The 18,734-nt window shown below is 74.2% G+C and carries 15 protein-coding genes; 2 read left to right on the top strand and 13 right to left on the bottom strand.

Going from position 1 to position 18,734, the window contains the following annotated elements; genetic code table 11:
- Positions 1 to 16: 16 nt before the first annotated feature.
- The 10 genes from AC060L_RS34995 to rimP all read right to left on the bottom strand — a co-directional run bounded on the left by AC060L_RS34995 (position 17) and on the right by rimP (position 13,649).
- Positions 17 to 949: a bifunctional riboflavin kinase/FAD synthetase gene (locus AC060L_RS34995; protein ID WP_483803014.1), complete on the bottom strand. Its 933-nt coding sequence runs from the start codon at positions 947 to 949 to the stop codon at positions 17 to 19.
- 67 nt (positions 950 to 1,016) lie between these two features.
- A complete protein-coding gene (locus AC060L_RS35000) occupies positions 1,017 to 4,682 on the bottom strand; it encodes a serine protease (protein WP_483803015.1) in 3,666 nt (1,221 codons plus the stop codon).
- A 359-nt stretch (positions 4,683 to 5,041) separates the two neighbouring features.
- Positions 5,042 to 5,947, bottom strand: coding sequence for a tRNA pseudouridine(55) synthase TruB (truB, locus tag AC060L_RS35005; protein ID WP_483803016.1), 906 nt, complete (start codon positions 5,945 to 5,947; stop codon positions 5,042 to 5,044).
- 53 nt (positions 5,948 to 6,000) lie between these two features.
- Complete coding sequence (locus AC060L_RS35010; RefSeq protein WP_483803017.1) at positions 6,001 to 7,098, bottom strand: DHH family phosphoesterase; 1,098 nt, start codon at positions 7,096 to 7,098, stop codon at positions 6,001 to 6,003.
- Between the two features lie 2 nt (positions 7,099 to 7,100).
- A complete protein-coding gene (rbfA, locus tag AC060L_RS35015; protein WP_483803018.1) occupies positions 7,101 to 7,547 on the bottom strand; it encodes a 30S ribosome-binding factor RbfA in 447 nt (148 codons plus the stop codon).
- Positions 7,548 to 7,712: 165 nt separating this feature from the next.
- Positions 7,713 to 8,009 carry a DUF503 domain-containing protein gene (locus AC060L_RS35020; RefSeq protein ID WP_483803019.1) on the bottom strand — a complete coding sequence of 99 codons (297 nt, stop codon included), beginning with the start codon at positions 8,007 to 8,009 and terminating at the stop codon, positions 7,713 to 7,715.
- A gap of 136 nt (positions 8,010 to 8,145) precedes the next feature.
- Positions 8,146 to 11,361: a translation initiation factor IF-2 gene (infB, locus tag AC060L_RS35025; protein ID WP_483803020.1), complete on the bottom strand. Its 3,216-nt coding sequence runs from the start codon at positions 11,359 to 11,361 to the stop codon at positions 8,146 to 8,148.
- Positions 11,362 to 11,606: 245 nt separating this feature from the next.
- The gene (locus AC060L_RS35030) at positions 11,607 to 11,900 is read right to left on the bottom strand and encodes a YlxR family protein (protein ID WP_483803027.1); all 294 of its coding nucleotides are present in this window, start codon (positions 11,898 to 11,900) and stop codon (positions 11,607 to 11,609) included.
- An 80-nt stretch (positions 11,901 to 11,980) separates the two neighbouring features.
- Positions 11,981 to 13,006: a transcription termination factor NusA gene (gene nusA, locus AC060L_RS35035; RefSeq protein WP_483803021.1), complete on the bottom strand. Its 1,026-nt coding sequence runs from the start codon at positions 13,004 to 13,006 to the stop codon at positions 11,981 to 11,983.
- 28 nt (positions 13,007 to 13,034) lie between these two features.
- Positions 13,035 to 13,649: a ribosome maturation factor RimP gene (rimP, locus tag AC060L_RS35040; protein ID WP_483803022.1), complete on the bottom strand. Its 615-nt coding sequence runs from the start codon at positions 13,647 to 13,649 to the stop codon at positions 13,035 to 13,037.
- A 329-nt stretch (positions 13,650 to 13,978) separates the two neighbouring features.
- Between rimP and AC060L_RS35045 the strand changes: the two genes are divergently transcribed.
- Both AC060L_RS35045 and AC060L_RS35050 read left to right on the top strand, forming a co-directional pair.
- On the top strand, positions 13,979 to 15,163 hold the full coding sequence (locus AC060L_RS35045) for a ferritin-like domain-containing protein (RefSeq protein ID WP_483803023.1): 1,185 nt from the start codon (positions 13,979 to 13,981) through the stop codon (positions 15,161 to 15,163).
- 119 nt (positions 15,164 to 15,282) lie between these two features.
- Entirely contained in the window at positions 15,283 to 16,206 is a 924-nt protein-coding gene (locus AC060L_RS35050; RefSeq protein WP_483803024.1) for an aminoglycoside phosphotransferase family protein, read from the top strand.
- A 21-nt stretch (positions 16,207 to 16,227) separates the two neighbouring features.
- Here AC060L_RS35050 and AC060L_RS35055 read toward each other — a convergent pair whose 3' ends face one another.
- From AC060L_RS35055 to ispG, 3 genes are all read right to left on the bottom strand, one after another.
- Positions 16,228 to 16,770, bottom strand: a complete 543-nt coding sequence (locus AC060L_RS35055; RefSeq protein WP_483803025.1) for an N-acetyltransferase family protein — start codon at positions 16,768 to 16,770, stop codon at positions 16,228 to 16,230.
- 25 nt (positions 16,771 to 16,795) lie between these two features.
- Positions 16,796 to 17,671 (bottom strand): GNAT family N-acetyltransferase, encoded by an 876-nt coding sequence (locus AC060L_RS35060; protein WP_483803028.1) that lies wholly within the window; start codon positions 17,669 to 17,671, stop codon positions 16,796 to 16,798.
- A gap of 53 nt (positions 17,672 to 17,724) precedes the next feature.
- Positions 17,725 to 18,734, bottom strand: a 1,010-nt coding sequence (gene ispG / locus AC060L_RS35065) for a flavodoxin-dependent (E)-4-hydroxy-3-methylbut-2-enyl-diphosphate synthase (RefSeq protein ID WP_483803026.1), incomplete at its 5' end; no start/stop codon positions are given.

Below are 18,734 nucleotides of genomic sequence, written 5' to 3' on the forward strand. Positions count from 1 at the left end.
CGGTGAGCCCTCGGCGTCAGTCCTCCGCGGTCAGTTCCCGCGCCTGCTTCACGTCCGCCGCCATCCGGTCCAGCAGTGCCTCGATCGAGTCGAACTTCTCCATGCCGCGGAGGTAGGCGAGGAACTCCACCGCCACGTGCAGGCCGTAGAGGTCCAGGCCGACGCGGTCGATCGCGTACGCCTCGACGGTGCGCGTGGTGCCGTCGAAGGTCGGGTTGGTGCCGACCGAGATCGCGGCCGGCATCCGCTCGCCGTCGGCGGTCAGCCAGCCCGCGTACACCCCGTCGGCCGGGATCGCGCTGTGCGGCACGGTGTCCACGTTCGCGGTCGGAAAGCCCAGGTCACGGCCGCGCTGCGCGCCGCGCACCACGATCCCCTCGACCAGGTGCGGCCGGCCGAGCACCTCGGCCGCGCCGCTGACATCGCCCTCGGCGACCAGCCGGCGGGCCAGGCTGGAGGAGAACGGCACGTCACCGCCGACCTGGAGGTCGGCCACCTCGACTTCGAAATCACCGGCCCGGCCCAGCTCGGCCAGCAGGGCGACGTCACCTGCGGCCTTGTGGCCGAAGCGGAAGTTCGGGCCCTCGATCACCAGTCGCGGGTGCAGCGCGTCCACCAGCACCTGCTGGACGAACTGCTGCGGCGACTCCTGCGAGAGCTCGGGGGTGAACGGCAGCACCAGCACGGCGTCCACGCCCAGCGCGGCGAGCAGCTCGGCGCGGCGCGGCTGCGGGGCCAGCAGCGGCGGGTGGCTGCCGGGGCGGACCACCTCGCGGGGGTGCGGGTCGAAGGTCACCACCACGGACCGCGCGCCCAGCTCACGGGCCCGCGTGACCACCCGGTTGATGATCAACTGATGTCCCAGGTGCACCCCGTCGAAGGAGCCGATGGTGACGACGCTACGTCCCCAGTCGCCGGGAATCTCCTCCAGGCCACGCCAGCGCTGCACCCTGACCGCTCCTTCTCCGCTCCGAGTCCACCCGGGGCGGGTGACTCAAACACTCGAACTCAGACCCCTATAGCCTGCCATGCGCCCGTCCGGGCCCCGGCACCGGAACGCCCGCTGCGGCCAGCCGTCCACCGTCCGTGCTCGCGAGTGCGCCACCCGCCACACCTGGCACACCCGCCACACCCACCACGCCCGGTGCAGTCGCCGGTGCACCGGTGACCGGCGACCGTTCGGCCTCGGCGGCTGCGTACTGCGGGTCGCGCCCCTCGGCGGCCAGTTCCCGCATCCGGGCCAGCAGCGGTCCGCCGGCCGGTGGGCGGTCCGCCGTCGGCCACTCGGCGAGCAGCCGGGCGAAGGCGGCGCTGCGGCCCGCGCAGCGCACCAGCAGCGCGTCCAGCCCGCCGGCCGGCGCCGCGCCGCGCTCCCAGGCGTCGGCGGTCCGGCGGACCAGCACGCGCAGCCGCTCGGGCTCGCGCTCGGCGGCGGTACCGGCGAGCCGCTCCAGCAGCGGGGTGAGCACGGCCGGGTCCTGCTCGGTGAGCAGCAGCCGGTCGAGCAGCTCGGCACCGGTCCCCTGCCGGTGCTCGGCCAGCATCAGCGCGAAGGCCCGGCGCACGGGGACCGGCCGTTCCGCCGGACGAGCGCCGAGCAGCGCGGTCAGGTCGCCCGAAGCAGCCCGGCCGGCCAGCAGGCGGCGGTGCAGGTAGCCGGCCGCCGGCTCGGCCCGCTCCGGACGGTCCCGCAGCAGCCGGCCGACGAGCCGGGTGGCCGGATCGGGCAGCCCACCCGGGACGGCCGAGCGGCCGGGCGGCGCCGGAGCGTCGGCCAGCACCCGCAGCACCGCCGCCGCATCGCCGCCGGAGTGGGAGTCCTCCCGGCCGGAGTCCGGGCGAGCCAGCCGGGCCTCGAAGGCGGCCAGCACGGCCTGCTGGTCGGTGGCCAGCGCAAGACCCAGCACCTCGGCGGTGACGAAGGGATCGTCGGCCGCGTAGGCGGCGAGCGCGGCGGGCAGCTGCCCGGCCCTGGTCCGCGGATCGCGCACCAGCAGCGCGAGCGCGGCGCCGTGCAGAGCCGGCTCGTCCTCCCGGGCGAGCAGCGCGAGCGCGGTGTACCGCAGCAGATCCGCCCCGGCCCCGGCGGCGTACGGCGCGGTGCGCAGGGCGTGCACCGCGGCCGCGACGTGCCGTTCGGGGCGCGGATCGTGACTCCACCGATCGACCGCCCGGCAGAGCGCGGACGGCTCCTCGACCGCGAGCACGGCCAGCAGCGCGTCCGCCCGCGGGTGCGCCGCGGCCACCAGCGCCTCGGTCAACTCATCCACGGCCAGGGATCGGTGGGCGTAGAGCAGATCCTGGGCAAGGTCGGCCGCGCTGCCACCGGGGAGGCCGGGCAGCGCGCGGACGTCCTCGAACCAGCCACAGAGCAGCGGCTGCACGGTCACGGGGTCAGCCCGCAACCGCTCGGCGGCGAGCGCGAGGAAGCCCTGCGGGGTGAAGCCCTGCCCCTTCAGGCCCGGAACAGGCCGGTCCGCACGAACGAGCGTGCGCAAGAGCTCCAGCAGCCGATCGGGCGGCAGCTCGAGCGCCGCCCAGAAGGCCGGCCCGAAACCAGCCTGCCAATCCAGGTCGGCGCAAGCGCCGACTCCCGTCCCCAGCAGCGGTCTCGGATCCTCATCTCCCCCGGCGATCCGCGCCGCGAGCGCGGCCAGCAGCTCCGCGTGCCGGGTCGGCTCCGGGCTCGCCAGCAGGGCGGCGGCCAGCAGCCGGCCGGCCCACCAGCGCGGCTCCGCGTCATCGGCCCGCAGCGCCTGCCAGAGCCGGTCCAGCCATCGTTCCAGCTCGCCCGAGCCGTGCTGCTCGGCGAGCGTGCGCAGCGCGGCCTGCACCGCGCCGATCCGGTGTCGCGGCACCGGGCGCCGGGGCGGGCCGGCCTCCGCCAGCAGCAGTCGCAGCGCGGCGTCCAGGTCCAGGTGCAGGCCCTGCAACCAGTCGGCGAGTTCCTCGTGGGCGAACCGGTAGCCGTCCCCCGCCGGGACGAGGAGTCCGTCCGCGAGCACCGCCCGGGCCCAGCCGCCCGCCGCCGGGAAGAGCTCCGCGAAGGCGTTCTGACCGAGCCCGCCCTGCCCGGGGCCGAGCATCCGCCGGGCCGCCTCGTGCACCCGGCCCGCCACCACGGCGGCCAGCCGGCGCACCTGTCCGGGCGTGGCGGCGAACCGGTCGGGCGGCACGCTCCCCCGGCGGTGCGAGGGCGGCGGACCCGCGGCGGCCTCGTCCGCGATCTGCTGCGCGATCCGCAGGCAGCTCAGGTCGAGCCGGGCGGCGGCCAGCTCCAGCAGGCTGCCGGCCGGCTGCGTTACGCCCGCCGCGTGCAACTCCCCGGCCAGCCGCAGCGCGAGCGGCAACACCGCCTGCGCCTGCGCCTCCCTCGCCTGCGCCGCCGCTGCCCGCACCACCTGCTCCGCGACCCCGTAGCGCCGGGCCACCCGCGCCAGCGCGTCGCCACGCAGCGGGCTGAGCCGGTGCAGCTGCGGCAGGCCCACCCACTCGGCACCCACCACCCACTCCGCACCCTCCGCGGCGCCCTCGCCGCTCTCGCAGCCCGGCGCGTACTGTTCCCAGCTCTCCGGGCGGCAGGCCAGCAGCAACCGCAGCTGCGCCGTCCGCAGCCAGTCCAGCGTCTCGCGCCACCAGGCCGGGCCGAGGGCGGCGAGCGCCTCCTCCGGGCCGTCCAGCACCACCAGCAGCGGCCGCCCGGCCGCCGCACAGACCCGCGCCACCGCCTCGACGGGCGGCGCGGCGGCTCCGGCGACCGCCGTCAGTGCCCGCTCCAGCGCGGCGGCCGGGGTCCGGTCGCCGGCCCGCAGGTCGGCGCCGCGCAGCCAGAGCGTCGGCAGCGGACGGACGCCGCCGGCCCGGCGGACCGCGAGCGCGGCCAGCTCGGTGGTCCGGCCGCTGCCCGGTTCGCCGACCAGCACGGTGAGCGCGGCGCCCGGCTCCTCGCCGGCCAGCCCGTCCGCGCGGTCCACCCGGTCGGCGGCCAGCTCGGCGATCCGGCCGGGGCCGGCGCTCGCGAAGGTCAGTTGACGGGAGGTCAGCCGCAGCACGCCGGCCAGGTTGAGCGCCCGGCCGTAGCCCGGCGCGGTGGCCGCGTTGCGGGCCGCCGCCTCGTGCAGCGCGGGGTGCGCGAGCGGCAGCGGCAGCGCGGCGGTCAGGCCGGGCGGCAGGCCGCGCAGGCCGGGGGCGAGCAGGCCGAGCACCGCGCCGTCGGCGGCGTCCAGCACGGGGCGCCCGGCATCGGCCGGACCGGCCGGCGGCAGGTCGAGCAGCAGCACCCCGGGCAGCAGGCGGGCCGGTCCGGGGCGCCCGGCCAGTCCGGTCGCGGTGCCGAGCACGCTGCCGGCGAGCGGGGGGCCGCCGTCGGGCACCGGCAGCAGGACCGGGTGACCGTGCTCGACGACGCCCGGCCAGAGCGCGGTCGGATCGCCGAACAGCTCTCCCCGCCAGAGCTCCTGATCGACCGTCAGCAGCGCCAGGCCGAGCTCGGGCAGCGCGGTCAGCTGCTCGGGGCCGAGTTCGAGTCGGCCGCCGGCGGCGCTCTCCAGCACCAGCCGGTCGGCGCCGGCGACCACCTCGTAGCCGGTCAGCACCGTGCCGCGGTCGTCGATCGGCAGACCGAAGCCGCGCACCCGCCCGTCCGGCTCGCCGATCCGCAGCACCGACCGCCGACCGACCACCGCGGCACCGTCACCAGCGCCAGCGCCAGCGCCCACAGCACCTGCACCAGCACCAGCACCAGCACCAGGGCGGTGGTCGTCCCGCTCCCCGCCCGCCAGGCCACCCGTCATCCGTGCCGCCCTCCCCGGCGGCACGCGCGGGGCTCCTGCCGGGCCCGTCACCGTTGCCGTGCTCACCGTGGGGGAGCCTGCCCGCAGCACGGCCCGTGCGACCCCCGGCCGCCCCGTTCACCACGGCCGTTCACTCCGCGCGCTCGCCCGGACGGGTGAGTCCCGGTCACTCCGGGTGAGCCAGGGCCGCACAGGGCGATACAGGGCGCTAGAGGGCTAAAGGCCCAGGGCGATACAGAGCGCCGGTCTCAGCCGACGAAGACGGCGACCGGCTTGGCCTGGCCGCCCTTCTCCTCCACCAGCGCGAGGAACCGGCCGTCCGGCCCGAAGACCGCGATCGGCCCCTCGACACCGAGCCCGGGAGCCTTCAGCCGCACGCCGGTGGAGAGCAGCCTGGCGTCGTCCTCGCCGATGTCCCAGCGCGGGAAGGCGGCCGCCGCGGCCTCGCCGATCGGCAGCACCGCCAGCTTCTCCTCCAGCTGCTCCAGGGTGTGCGCCGACTCGACCGAGTACGGGCCGACCCTGGTGCGCCGCAGCGCGGTCAGGTGCCCGCCGACGCCCAGCGCCGCACCCAGGTCACGGGCGAGCGCCCGGATGTAGGTGCCCGAGGAGCACTCCACGGTGACGTCCAGGTCGAGCACCGGCGTGCCGTCCTCGGCGACCGCCGCGCGCTGCCCGTGCACCGTGAAGGAGTGCACCGTGGTCGGCCGGGCCGGGATCTCGAAGTCCTCGCCCTCGCGCACCCGGTGGTACGAGCGCTTGCCGTCGATCTTGATCGCGCTGACCTTGGACGGCACCTGCATGATCTCGCCGGTCAGCACCGCGATCTCGGCCGCGATCGCGTCGGCGTCGACCGCGTCGGCGGGCACCGAGGCGGTCACCTCGCCCTCCCGGTCGTCGGTGATCGTGGTCTGGCCGAGCCGGATCGTCGCCTCGTACGTCTTCGCGGTGAGCATCAGGTGCCCGAGCAGCCGGGTGGCCCGCTCGACGCCGATCACCAGCACGCCGGTGGCCATCGGGTCCAGCGTGCCGGCGTGGCCGACCTTGCGGGTCCCGGCCAGCCAGCGCAGCTTGGCGACCACGCCGTGCGAGGTGATGCCTTCGGGCTTGTCCACGATGACCAGGCCGTCGGGCCCGGTGCCTTTGCGCTTCATCGGTACTTTCTCTGTGGAACCAGTGGAACCTGCGGAACCTGTGGAAACGAAGGTCAGCCCAGCGCGGCCCGGAACCGGGCCACCGCGGTGAGCACGTCCGTGCGCACCGAGAACCCGGCCGCGTAGACGTGCCCGCCGCCGCCGAGCGTCGCGCAGGCGGCGGCCACGTCGACCCCGCCCTTGCTGCGGCAGGAGCCGCGCAGCGTGCCGTCCGGGTCCTGCTTGAGCACCAGCGCGACCTCGGCCTCGGCCGGGCGGCGCAGGATGTCGATCAGGCCCTCGATCTCCTCCATCGTGACGCTGAACAGCGCCAGGTCCTGGTACGGCACCCAGGTCCACACCAGGCCCTGGCCGCCGGCCGCGTCCGGCTCGTAGGCCGCGCGGTCCAGCGCGGCGGCGAGCACCTTGAGGTAGCCGAAGGAGGAGGTGTCCCAGAGCCGGCGGGAGATCACGTCGTGCCGGATCCCGGTGGCCAGCAGCCGCCCGGCCAGCTCGTGGGTGGCCGGGGTGGTGGCGGCGTACTTGAACGAGCCGGTGTCGGTGGCGACGCCGGTGTACAGGCAGGTGGCGATCGCCTGGTCGAGCGGCACCCGCAGACGGCGGAGCAGCTCATCGACCAGGACGGCGGTGGCCGGCGCGCTCGGATCGATGATCCGGTGCGTGCCGAAGCCCGGGTTGGAGGCGTGGTGGTCGAGCACCACCAGGGTCCGCGCGGCGAACGCCTTCCCGTGCAGCAGCCCGAGCCGCCCTTCGGAGGCGACGTCGAAGCAGAGCACCAGCTCCGGCTCGTCCGGCACCTCGGCGGCCGGCACGATCAGCTCCTGGCCGGGCAGGAAGCCCAGCGACTCCGGGATGATCTGCGGGTCGTCCCCGAAGGAGACCCGCACCTCGTGGCCGAGCCCGCGCAGCGCCAGAGCGGCCGCCAGGGCCGAGCCGAGCGCGTCGCCGTCCGGCGTGATGTGGCAGATCAGGTCGATCGACCCGGCCCTGCGGACCGCCGCGACGATCCGCCGCCACTCCCCCTCGAAACCGACCGGTGACCCCTCGCGAGGCCCCGGAAGCACCGCAAGGGCGTCCTCCACCGTGCCGGTGACAACCGTGCCGGTGGAAGACGCCCCCGCAGAACCGGCCGCCGCCGGCTCACCTGCCATGACTACTCGTCCTCGTCCGCGTCGTCGCGGTCGGCCGCGGACTTGTACGGGTCGGCGTCGCCCGCGTACTGCGCGCCGGTCGCCGCGGTGCGCACCGCGGCGTCCGAGACCCTGACCCGCTCCAGCAGGTCGTCGATGTTGCGGGCGTTGTCCGGCAGCGCGTCCGCGATGAAGGTCAGCGACGGGGTGAAGCGCACCCCGGTCTGCTTGCCGACCTCGGAGCGGAGCACGCCCTTGGCGCTCTCCAGAGCTGCCGCGGTCGCCTCCCGCTCGGTGTCGTCACCGAAGACCGTGTAGAAGACCGTGGCCTCCCGCAGGTCCCCGGTGACCCGGGTGTCGGTGATGGTCACGAAGCCCAGCCGGGGGTCCTTGATCCGGCGCTCCAGCGTCTCGGCGACGACCACCTGGATACGGTCGGCGAGCTTGCGCGCCCTTGCGGTGTCGGTCACGTTGCCTCCTCGTGCAGTGGGCACGGTCCTGCGATCGACTGATTGCGGTCGATCGCACCCATCGGGGCCCATGCCCCAAAGTACCGGCCCGCGCCCAGCCTTGTGGACGCTCTCGGTTGTGATCGGTACGACAGTGGCGAGGTCACGCGGCCACCGCGCCCGGTCTCATTCATCGTCGTCGTTGTGATGGCGCCTCCGTGCGGAGAGCAGCATCACCTCGGGGCGGCCGGCGACCAACCGCTCACAGCTGTCCAGGATCTCGGTCACGTACCCGGCGTCGCCGGACACCACCGCGAGGCCGATCTCGGCCCGGCGGTGCAGATCCTGGTTCCCGACTTCAGCAGCGCACACGCTGTACTTGCGCTGCAGCTCGGCCACGATGGGCCGCACGATCGAGCGCTTCTCCTTGAGCGAGTGGACGTCGCCGAGAAGCAGGTCGAAGGTGAGTGTTCCCACGAACATGTATGACAGGTCTCGCCGACCTGAAGGCCTCGTAGGGCGCCTCTCGAACCAGCGAAAGGCTCGTGCGAGGACCCTACACAGCGAGACCGGGGCCGGTCGACGGGAATTCCCGCCGACCGGCCCCGGTATGAAACCGCTACGAGCGCGGCTTCTCGCGCATCTCGAACGTCTCGATGACGTCGTCCACCTTGATGTCGTTGAACGACCCCAGGGTGACACCGGCCTCGAAGCCCTCGCGGACCTCGGTCGCGTCGTCCTTGAAGCGGCGCAGACCCTCGATGTTGAGGCTCTCCGCGATGACCTTGCCGTCGCGGATGAGGCGGGCCTTCGCGTTGCGGCGCAGCAGACCCTCGCGGACGATGACACCCGCGATGTTGCCGAACTTGGAGCTGCGGAAGACCTCGCGGATCTCCGCGGAGCCGAGGCGCACCTCCTCGTACTCCGGCTTGAGCAGGCCCTTGAGCGCGGCCTCGATCTCCTCGATCGCCTGGTAGATGACCGAGTAGTACCGGACATCGACGCCCTCGCGCTCGGCCGCCGTGCGAGCACGGCCCTCGGCGCGGACGTTGAAGCCGATGATGATCGCGTCCGAGCCCATCGCCAGGTCCACGTCGGACTCGGTGATGGCACCCACACCGCGGTGCAGGATCCGGAGCTCGACCTCGTCGCCCACGTCGAGCTTGACGAGCGCGTCCTCAAGGGCCTCGACCGAACCGGAGACGTCACCCTTGATGATCAGGTTGAGCTGCTGGATGCCACCCGCCGCGATCGCCTGGTCCAGGTTCTCCAGGGAGATCCGCATCGGACGCTTGGCGAACATGGCGTTGCGGTCACGGGCCGAACGCTTCTCGGCGATCTGGCGCGCGGTGCGGTCGTCATCGACGACGATGAAGCTGTCGCCGGCGCGGGGCACCGAGGTCAGACCGAGCAGCAGGACCGGACGGGACGGACCCGCCTCCTCGACGTTCTTGCCGTTCTCGTCGAGCATGGCGCGGACACGGCCGTGCGCGTCGCCGACGGCGATCGAGTCGCCGACCCGCAGCGTTCCACGCTGGACCAGGACGGTCGCCATGGCGCCGCGACCCTTGTCCAGGTGCGCCTCGATGGCGATACCCTGCGCGTCCTGCTCCGGGTTGGCCCGCAGGTCCAGCGAGGCGTCCGCGGTCAGGACCACGGCCTCCAGCAGCTGGTCGATGTGCAGGCCCTGGCGCGCGGAGATATCGACGAACATGGTGTCGCCGCCGTACTCCTCCGCCACCAGACCGAACTCGGTCAGCTGACCGCGGACCTTGGTCGGGTCGGCGCCCTCGACGTCGATCTTGTTGACGGCGACCACGATCGGCACACCCGCGGCCTTGGCGTGGTTGAGCGCCTCGACCGTCTGCGGCATGACACCGTCGTTGGCCGCGACCACCAGGATCGCGATGTCGGTGGACTTGGCACCACGAGCACGCATGGCGGAGAACGCCTCGTGACCCGGGGTGTCGAGGAAGGTGATCCGGCGCTCCTCGCCGTTCACCTCCGCCGCGACCTGGTAGGCACCGATGTGCTGGGTGATGCCACCGGCCTCGCCGGCCACGACGTTGGACTTGCGGATCGCGTCCAGCAGTCGGGTCTTACCGTGGTCAACGTGACCCATGACGGTGACGACCGGCGGACGCGGCAGCAGCTCGTCCTCGTCGCCCTCGTCGGCGCCGAAGTCGATGTCGAACGACTCCAGCAGCTCGCGGTCCTCGTCGTCCCGGCTGACGATCTCCAGGGTGAAGCCCATCTCCTGGGCCAGCATCTGGAGCGTGTCGTCGGAGACCGACTGGGTCGCGGTGACCATCTCACCGAGGTTGAACATCACCGAGACGAGCGCGGCCGGGTTGGCGTTGATCTTCTCCGCGAAGTCCATCAGCGAGGCACCACGCGACAGACGCACGGTCGCGCCGTTGCCGCGGGGCAGCATCACACCGCCGACGGACGGGGCCTGCATGGCCTCGTACTCCTGGCGACGCTGACGCTTCGACTTGCGGCCACGGGCCGGGCGACCGCCCGGGCCACGACCGAACGCACCCTGCGTGCCACCACGGGCACCCGGGCCGCCGGGACGGCCGCCGAAGCCACCGGGACGCGGGCCGAAGCCACCGCCGCCACCGGGGGCGCCGCCACCCGGACGGGGGCCGCCGAAGCCGCCGCCACCGGCCGGACGCGAGCCCGGACCGGCCGGACGACCGGCGAAGCCCGGACGGGCGCCGCCACCGGCACCACCCGGACCACCGGGACGGCCGCCGGGACCACCGGGGCCACGGCCGCCGGGGCCCGGACGCGGGCCGGTGCCCGGGCCGGGACGCTGCGGCATCATGCCCGGGTTCGGACGCGGCATGCCGGACGGGCTGGGAGCACCCGGACGCGGGCCGGCCGGACGCGGCATGCCGTCGGGACGCGGCGCGCCACCGGGACGCGGAGCACCGGCGCCGGGGGCACCGGCGGGACGCGGACGGTCGCCACCGGGACGCGGCGCACCGGCACCCGGGGCACCGGCGGGACGCGGACCACGGTCACGGTCGCCACCGGGACGGGCGCCGCGGTCGGCACCGGGAGCACCGGCGGGACGCGGACGGTCGCCACCGGGACGCGGGCCGCGCTCGGCGCCGGGGGCACCGGCGGGACGCGGGCCACGGTCGCCGCCCGGACCGGCCGGACGACGCTCGCCCGGACGGGCCATGCCGGTCGCACTGCCCGAGGTGAACGGGTTGTTGCCCGGACGCGGGCCGGCCGGGCGCGGGCCCGGACGGGCACCGGCACCGGCGGCGGAGCCACCGGCCGGACGCGGGGTCTGCGCGGCCGGAGCAGCCGGGGAGGCGGCCGGACGCGCGGGGGTCTCACTGGCCGGAGCCGGCGAGGAGAACTCGGCCGCCGGAGCAGCCGGGGCCGCAGCAGCGGCGGGACGCGCCGCCGGGCGCGGGCCCGGAGCGGCCGCGGGACGCGGCGCGGCGGGCGCGGCCGGAGCAGCGGCAGCCGGCGCGGCGGGGGCGGCCGGGGCGGCGGGAGCCGCGGCGGCCGGGGTCGGACGGGGGCCGGGGGTGGCCGCGGGACGCGGACCCGGCGTGGGGGCACCCGGCTTGGGTGCGGCTGCACCACTGGGCGCGGGGGTGGGCGCCGCGGGCTTCCGCGGGCCAGGCTTGGCGGACGCGCCACCGGCAGGCGGCGTCGCTCCCAAAGCGTCAGTCAACTTGCGCACGACCGGCGCCTCGATCGTCGAGGACGCCGAACGGACGAACTCGCCGAGCTCGGTGAGCTTGGCCATGACGGCCTTGCTCTCCAAGCCAAGCTCCTTGGCGAGTTCATATACCCGGACCTTAGCCACTTCGCTCCTGTCTATAAGTCCGGGGTAGTCGTCCGCCGGACCGTCGCTACTTCATGGGCGTACTCATCGCGTACTCATCGAGTGCTCATCGCAATCTCGACCTACTTCCATCTCGCGAGGTACCTGGCTGTGGCGCGGCCGCACCGAAGTGCGCGCGCCGTGCTTCTGTACGGTGGTTCACCCCCGCGGTCGCGGGGGCCGTGCCCTCCGGTCGGACCCGAAGGCGCCGGCGTTTCTCCGGACTTTCAGGGCGCCGGGGCGCTGTCCGCCCGAGCCTCGACGTGCTCACGCAGCGCATCCGAGTCGAGCGTGCCCTGGAGCCGGAAGGCCCTCGGGAACGCCCGGCGGCGGACCGCCAGATCGAGACAGGTCGGGTCGGGGTGCAGGTACGCGCCCCGGCCAGGCAGCGCGCCGCGGGGATCGGGGACGCAGAGGCCCTCAACCGCCGTGACACGCAACAGCTCGTGCTTGGCCGCCCGCTTGCGGCAGCCCACGCAAGTGCGTTCTGGGCATGCGCGGACACGCGTCCGGCCGGACACCATCAAGTCTACCCCTCCGGAGGGAGTGACGGCGGCCCCGCCGATCGGGGCAGGGCCGCTACTACTACATGACAACACGATCAGTCGGTGTCGGATTCCCTGCCGCGGTCGCCCTCGGACCCCTCGCCGGAGGCCTCGGTGTCCGGGCGGATGTCGATCCGCCAGCCGGTGAGGCGGGCGGCCAGGCGGGCGTTCTGGCCCTCCTTGCCGATCGCCAGCGACAGCTGGTAGTCCGGCACGATCACCCGGGCGGAACGCTGCGCGTAGTCGACGATCTCGACCTTCGTCACCCGGGCGGGGGACAGCGCGCTCGCCACCATCTCGGCCGGGTCCTCCGACCAGTCGACGATGTCGATCTTCTCGCCGTGCAGCTCGGCCATCACGTTGCGCACCCGGCCGCCCATCGGGCCGATGCAGGCGCCCTTGGCGTTGAGGCCGGCACGGCGCGAGAAGACCGCGATCTTGGTGCGGTGACCGGCCTCACGGGCGATCGCGGCGATCTCGACGGAACCGTCGGCGATCTCCGGGACCTCCAGCGCGAACAGCTTGCGGACCAGGTTGGGGTGGGTGCGCGAGAGCGTCACCGAGGCGCCGCGCACGCCGCGGCGAACCGCCACGACGTAGCTGCGCAGCCGGGTGCCGTGCTTGTACTCCTCGCCCGGGACCTGCTCCTGCGGAGGCAGGATGGCCTCCAGCTTGCCGATGTCCACCAGCACGTTCTTGGGGTCGTTGCCCTGCTGGACGACACCGGTGACGATGTCGCCCTCCTTGCCCGCGTACTCGCCGAAGGTCTGGTCGTCGGCGGCGTCGCGCAGGCGCTGCAGGATCACCTGCTTGGCGGTGCTCGCGGCGATCCGGCCGAAGCCGCTCGGGGTGTCGTCGAACTCCTTGGGCTCGACGCCCTCGTCCAGCTCGCTCGGGTCCTCCAGCGCCCACACCGTGACGTGCCCGGTCTTGCGGTTCAGCTCGACCCGGGCCCGACGGCGCGAGCCCTCGGTGCGGTGGTACGCGATGAGGAGTGCCGACTCGATCGACTCGACCAGCAGGTCGAACGGGATGTTCTTCTCGGTCACCAGCCCGCGCAGGGCACTCATGTCGATGTCCACGGCTACGCCTCCTCTGCTCTTCTGTTACTCAGTGCTCGTCGGTGGCGGTGCCGGCGGCACCGCTGTCGTCGGTGTCGGCGTCATCGAGGTCCTCAAGGTCCTCGATGTCCTCGTCACCTTCGGTGTCGTCGGCGTCCTCCGCGTCGGCGAGCAGCTGCTCGTCCTCCTTGCGGTTGAACTCCACCTGGATCCGCGCCTTCGCGACCTCGGCGAACTCCAGTCGGCGCTCCTTGGCCCGGCCGCGGCCCTTGACGGGCTGCACCTCGACCAGAGCGCCGTCCTCGTCGGTCTCCAGGATGCGCGCGACGATCTCGCCACCGTCGGTGAGCTGGATCTTGACCAGCCGACCGGTGTTGCGCCGCCAGTGGCGGGGCAGGGTGAGCGGACGGTCCACGCCCGGCGAGCCGACCTCCAGCACGTACGCGGCGCTGCCCATCACGTCGGACTCGTCCAGCGCCTGACCCACCGAGCGGCTGAACTCGGCGATCGCGTCGAGGTCCACACCGCCGTCGGCGTCCACGTCGATCTGCACCTGGCGGCGGCTGCCGGCCTGGCTCACCTTGAGGTCCTCAAGGTCCAGGCCCGCCTGCTCGGCCAGCGGCTCCAACAGGGCACGCAACCGATCGGTGGGGGTGGTGCTCATCCGGGTGACTCCTCGGCCGCGTCTGCTGTTGTCAGAAGGTCGTAACTCGACCCAAAGCCTATCGGGTCAACCCCCGAACCGCCGATTCCGATCATCACGGCACAACCCGGAGTGTCCGGCCACCTGGCCGTCGACGAGCTGCCGCCCGGCCGTCGCCGGTCGGCCGGCGGTCGGCCGGCGACCCGCGCTAGGCAGCTTCGGGGGCGGACGGTACGGTCCAAGGGGGCGGGCACAGGATGTTCACTTCCGTCCCGGCAAGCATGCACGAAACAGCTACAGCGCCGCGGGGGGCCGGGAGGGCTTCCGCATGACCTCACGGGAGCACGTCGATGCAGTCCCCCAGCCGGCGGACCCTGCTGGCCGCCGGAGCACTGGCCGCGTCCGGGCTGCTGGCCGGCTGTACGAGCTCCGGATCGGGAGACGCCGGCCACGGATCGGGAGCGGCCGGGGGCGGGGGTGGCAAGGCTGCCAAAAAGCCCGACCCGGACCTGCCGCTGCGCACCCGGGCGGTGGCGGCGACCGACGCACTGCTCGCGCAGTACGCGGCGGCGGGCACCGCGGCGCCGCTGCCGGACCTCCAGGCCGAGCTGGTCGCGCAGCGGGCGGCGCTGGCCGTGGGCCTGCCGGCCTCGGCCTCGCCCGCCGCTTCGGCGGCGGCGTCCTCGTCCGGGAGCCCGGCGAACCCGGCGAGCCCGGGCGGTGCGAGCAGCCCGGGCAACCCGGGTAGCCCGGCCGCTGCCGCGGCGCCGGTGACGCCCGCCGTGCTGGCGGCGGCCGAGTGGACCACCGCGCAGGCCAGGCTCGCCGACCTCGGGGCCGCCTCCGCCGAGCTGGCCCGGCTGCTCGCCTCGGTCTCGGCGGCGGGCGCGCTGCACGCGGTCCGGCTCGGCAACCAGGCCCCGCTGGCCGCGACCCCGGCCGACCCGACCGCGAGCACCGCGCCCGCGAACGGCGCCGCACCGAGTCCCTCCGCAAGCGCCTCCGCGAGCACCTCCTCGAGCGCCTCCCCCACTGCCTCCGCCGCTGCCTCCGCCGCTCCGCTGCCGTCCGGCACGGCCACCGCGCTGCAGGCCGCGCTGGCCGCCGAGCACGCGGCGGTCTACGGCTACGGGGTGATCGGCGCCCGGATACCGGCCGGCGCCAAGCGGGACGACGCCCGCGCCGACTACGCCGCGCACCAGGCCCGGCGCGACGCCTGGAGCCGGCTGCTGGCCGCCTCCGGCGCCACCCCCGCCGCGGCCGCCCCCGGCTACCAACTCCCGTTCGCCGTCCCGGACGCCGCCACGGCCGGCCGGCTGGCCGCGCTGATCGAGACCCGGCTGACCGCCGTCTACGCCGACCTGGTCGCCGCCGCCACCGGCCCGCTGCGCAGCTCCGCCGCCACCGCGCTGCGCGACTGCACGCTGCGCGGCAACAGGTGGGGCGCCGCCCCCGCGGCCCTGCCCGGCTTCCCCGCCCCCTCATCCACCTCACCCACCTCGGCGGCCTCCCCCTCCGGCACCGCCAGCCCCTGACCCACCCACCCGGCCACCCCCACTCGCCCCGCTGACCAGCGCGTCTGTGGCGCCCGGACGGCGGCCATGGCCGACAATGGACGGGTAGCGCACGGGGGAAGCACGACCGGAAGGCCAGCATGTCGGCAGCAGCAGGACAGTTCAGCGTCCCCGAGCGGCTGCGCGGCAGCGTGCTGGGGCAGGCGGGTGCCGACGGCGCCGACTGGCTGGATCGGCTGCCGGAGCGGTTCACCGCGCGGCTGGCGCAGTGGCGGCTGACGCTGGAGCGGGTCTGCGAGCCCGGCGGGCGGCTCAGCCTGGTCGGCTACGTGCGCCGCGAGGACACCTCACCCGCGGTGCTCAAGGCCGGCCTGGTCATCCCGGAGACCGCGCAGGAGCACGCCGCGCTCAGCCACTGGGCCGGCCGCGGCGCGGTGCTGCTGCTGGACGCCGACCCCGCCGCGGGCTTCCTGCTGCTGGAGCGCCTGCACGGCGACATCCCGCTGCGCTCGCTCGCCGAGGCGAAGGCGATGCTGGAGGCGACCGCACTGCTGCAGCGGCTGTGGACCGCGCCGGGCGACGGCCACCCGTTCCGCACGGTCGCCGACCAGGTCCGCGCGCACACCGAGCTGCTCGGCGAACGGCGCCCGCTCGCCGAACAGTTGGACGCCCTGCCGCTGCTGGACGAGGCACTGGAGAGCGCGGCCGGGCTGCTCGCCTCCGAGCCCGAACGGTTCCTGCTGCACGGCGACTTCCACCACGGCAACGTGATGGCCGCCGACCGGTCCCCCTGGCTGGCCATCGACCCGCGCCCGCTGGTCGGCGAGCGCGCGTACGACCTGGCCTGGCTCGCCCAGGACCGCAAGGAGACGCTGATCGCCGCGCCCGGCCCGCAGGGCGCCACCCGCCGCCGGCTGCACCAGCTCTCCGAGGCGCTGGAGGTGGACCGGGACCGGCTGCGCGGCTGGACGCTGTTCCGCACCGTCGAGGCCGGCCTCGCCGCCCTCGCCCTCGGCGACCGGACCAGCGCCGAACTCCACCTGGAGTTCGCCGGCCGGCTCTAGCCGCGGCCCGGAAGCCGCCGACTAGCCTGCGCGCAGCGGCAGTCGGGCACCCATCACGGCGTACGGCCGGTCGGTGTTCGGGAACCGGACCGCGCGGGCCAGGTCGCGGTAGCCGAGCGAGCGGTAGAGCCTGCGGGCCGGGGTCTCGGCGTCGATCGCGGAGAGGATGCTGCGCGGCAGCCCGGAGTGCGCGCAGAGCGTGCGGATCAGCGTGCTGCCGAGCCCGCGCTGCTGGAAGTCCGGGTGCACGTGCAACTCGGTGACGGCGAAGACGTCGTCCAGCCAGTCCCCGTAGCCCTGCGCCTCCAGGTGCGGCTCGATCACCGTGCTCCACCAGTGCTCGCGCCGGTTCGGCATCCCGTACCCGAAGCCGACCAGCCGGCCCCCGCTGAGCGCGCCGAGCGCGAGCACACCGGGCTGTTCGGCATGCCGTCCGACGATGTGCAGCCGGACCGCGATCTCCTCCGGCGAGAGCCCGAAGGCGGCCGACTGCACCTCCAGCGCGTACGGCGCCCAGGCCGCAAGGTCGATCGGCTGGATGGTCACCTCGGTCAGCTGCTCCATGCCCGGGACGTTACTCCAGCACCACTCAGAAAAGCACCGACATGAAGGCACCGACCTCGCGGAAGCCGACCCGGTGGTAAGCGGCCCGGGCCGGCAGGTTGTAGTCGTTCACGTAGAGGCTGACCACCGGGGCGACCTCGCGCAGCGCGATGTCCAGCACGGCGGCCATACCGGTCTCGGAGAGCCGGCGGCCGCGGTGGGCGGGCGCCACCCAGACCCCCTGGATCTGGCAGGCGCCCTGGGTGACCGCGCCGATCTCGGCCTTGAAGACGACCTCGCCCTGCTCCGTGATCCGGGCGAACGAGCGTCCGCCGCTGACCAGTTCGGCCACCCGGGCCTGGTAGAGCAGGCCGCCGTCGCCGGCCAGCGGGGAGACCCCGACCTCCTCGGTGAACATCGCCACGCAGGCCGGCATCAGCAGGTCGATCTCGTCCCGGCGCACCCGCCGCACCAGCGGGTCCGGCGCGATCTCGGCGGACGGCTCGGTGGTGGCCAGCAGCGGCTGGTAGCCGCGCACTTCGCGGGCCGGCCCCCAGCTGCGCTCCAGCAGTGCCCAGAGCCCGGCGGTCGCCTCGGCCGGTCCGACGATCGAGGAACAGCGCCGGCCCTGCCGGCGGGCCCGCTCGGCGAACGCCCGGACGGCCTGCGGGCCGGCGTTGATCGGCACCAGGTTCGCGCCGGCGTAACAGAGCGACTGGAGCCGCCCGTCCTGGTCGAACCAGCCCCACATCTCGCCGCCGAGCCGCCACGGGTCGAGGCCGACCGCCTCGACCCGGGTGGCGACGAACGCGTTGGCGACCGGGTCGCGGTGCAGCACCTCAAGGGTGTCGTCGAGATCCGGCCCGTCCAGCACCCGGGTAGCGGCCACCGCCCGCGCAGCCTGCAGCGAGCTGGGAAGCATCACACCTCGATCGAGCACAGCACCTCATTCACACCGCGTCACCCGACACGTGGTCAGTCGGCGGCAACCACGGTGGGGCTGCCGGACTCCACACCCTCGGCCTGCATCTGCTCGGCGAGCTTCAGGGCCTCCTCGATCAGGGTCTCGACGATCTTCGACTCGGGAACGGTCTTGATCACCTCGCCCTTCACGAAGATCTGCCCCTTGCCGTTGCCCGAGGCCACCCCCAGGTCCGCCTCACGCGCCTCGCCCGGACCGTTCACGACACAGCCCATCACCGCGACCCGCAGCGGCACCTCCATGCCCTCCAGACCGGCGGTGACCTCCTCCGCGAGCTTGTACACATCCACCTGCGCCCGCCCGCACGAGGGGCACGACACGATCTCCAGACCACGCTGACGCAGGTTCAACGACTCCAGGATCTGGATCCCGACCTTGATCTCCTCCGCCGGCGGCGCCGACAGCGAAACCCGGATCGTGTCCCCGATCCCCTCCGCCAGCAGCGCCCCGAACGCCACCGCCGACTTGATCGTCCCCTGGAACGCCGGACCCGCCTCCGTCACACCCAGGTGCAACGGGTAGTCACAGGCCGCCGCCAGCTGCCGGTACGCATTGATCATCACGACCGGGTCGTTGTGCTTCACCGAGATCTTGATGTCGCGGAAATCGTGCTCCTCGAACAGCGAGCACTCCCACAGCGCCGACTCGACCAGCGCCTCCGGCGTCGCCCGGCCGTACTTCTCCAGCAGCCGCTTGTCCAGCGAGCCCGCGTTCACACCGATCCGGATCGGCACACCCGCGCTCTTCGCCGCCTTCGCGATCTCGCCGACCTTGTCGTCGAACGCCTTGATGTTGCCCGGGTTCACCCGGACGGCCGCGCAGCCGGCGTCGATCGCCGCGAAGACGTACTTCGGCTGGAAGTGGATGTCCGCGATCACCGGGATCTGCGACTTCTTCGCGATGATCGGCAACGCGTCCGCGTCGTCCTGCGAAGGCACCGCGACCCGCACGATCTGGCAGCCGGACGCGGTCAGCTGCGCGATCTGCTGCAGCGTCGCGTTGA

The sequence above is a fragment of the Kitasatospora sp. NEAU-69 genome (genome assembly GCF_057158765.1).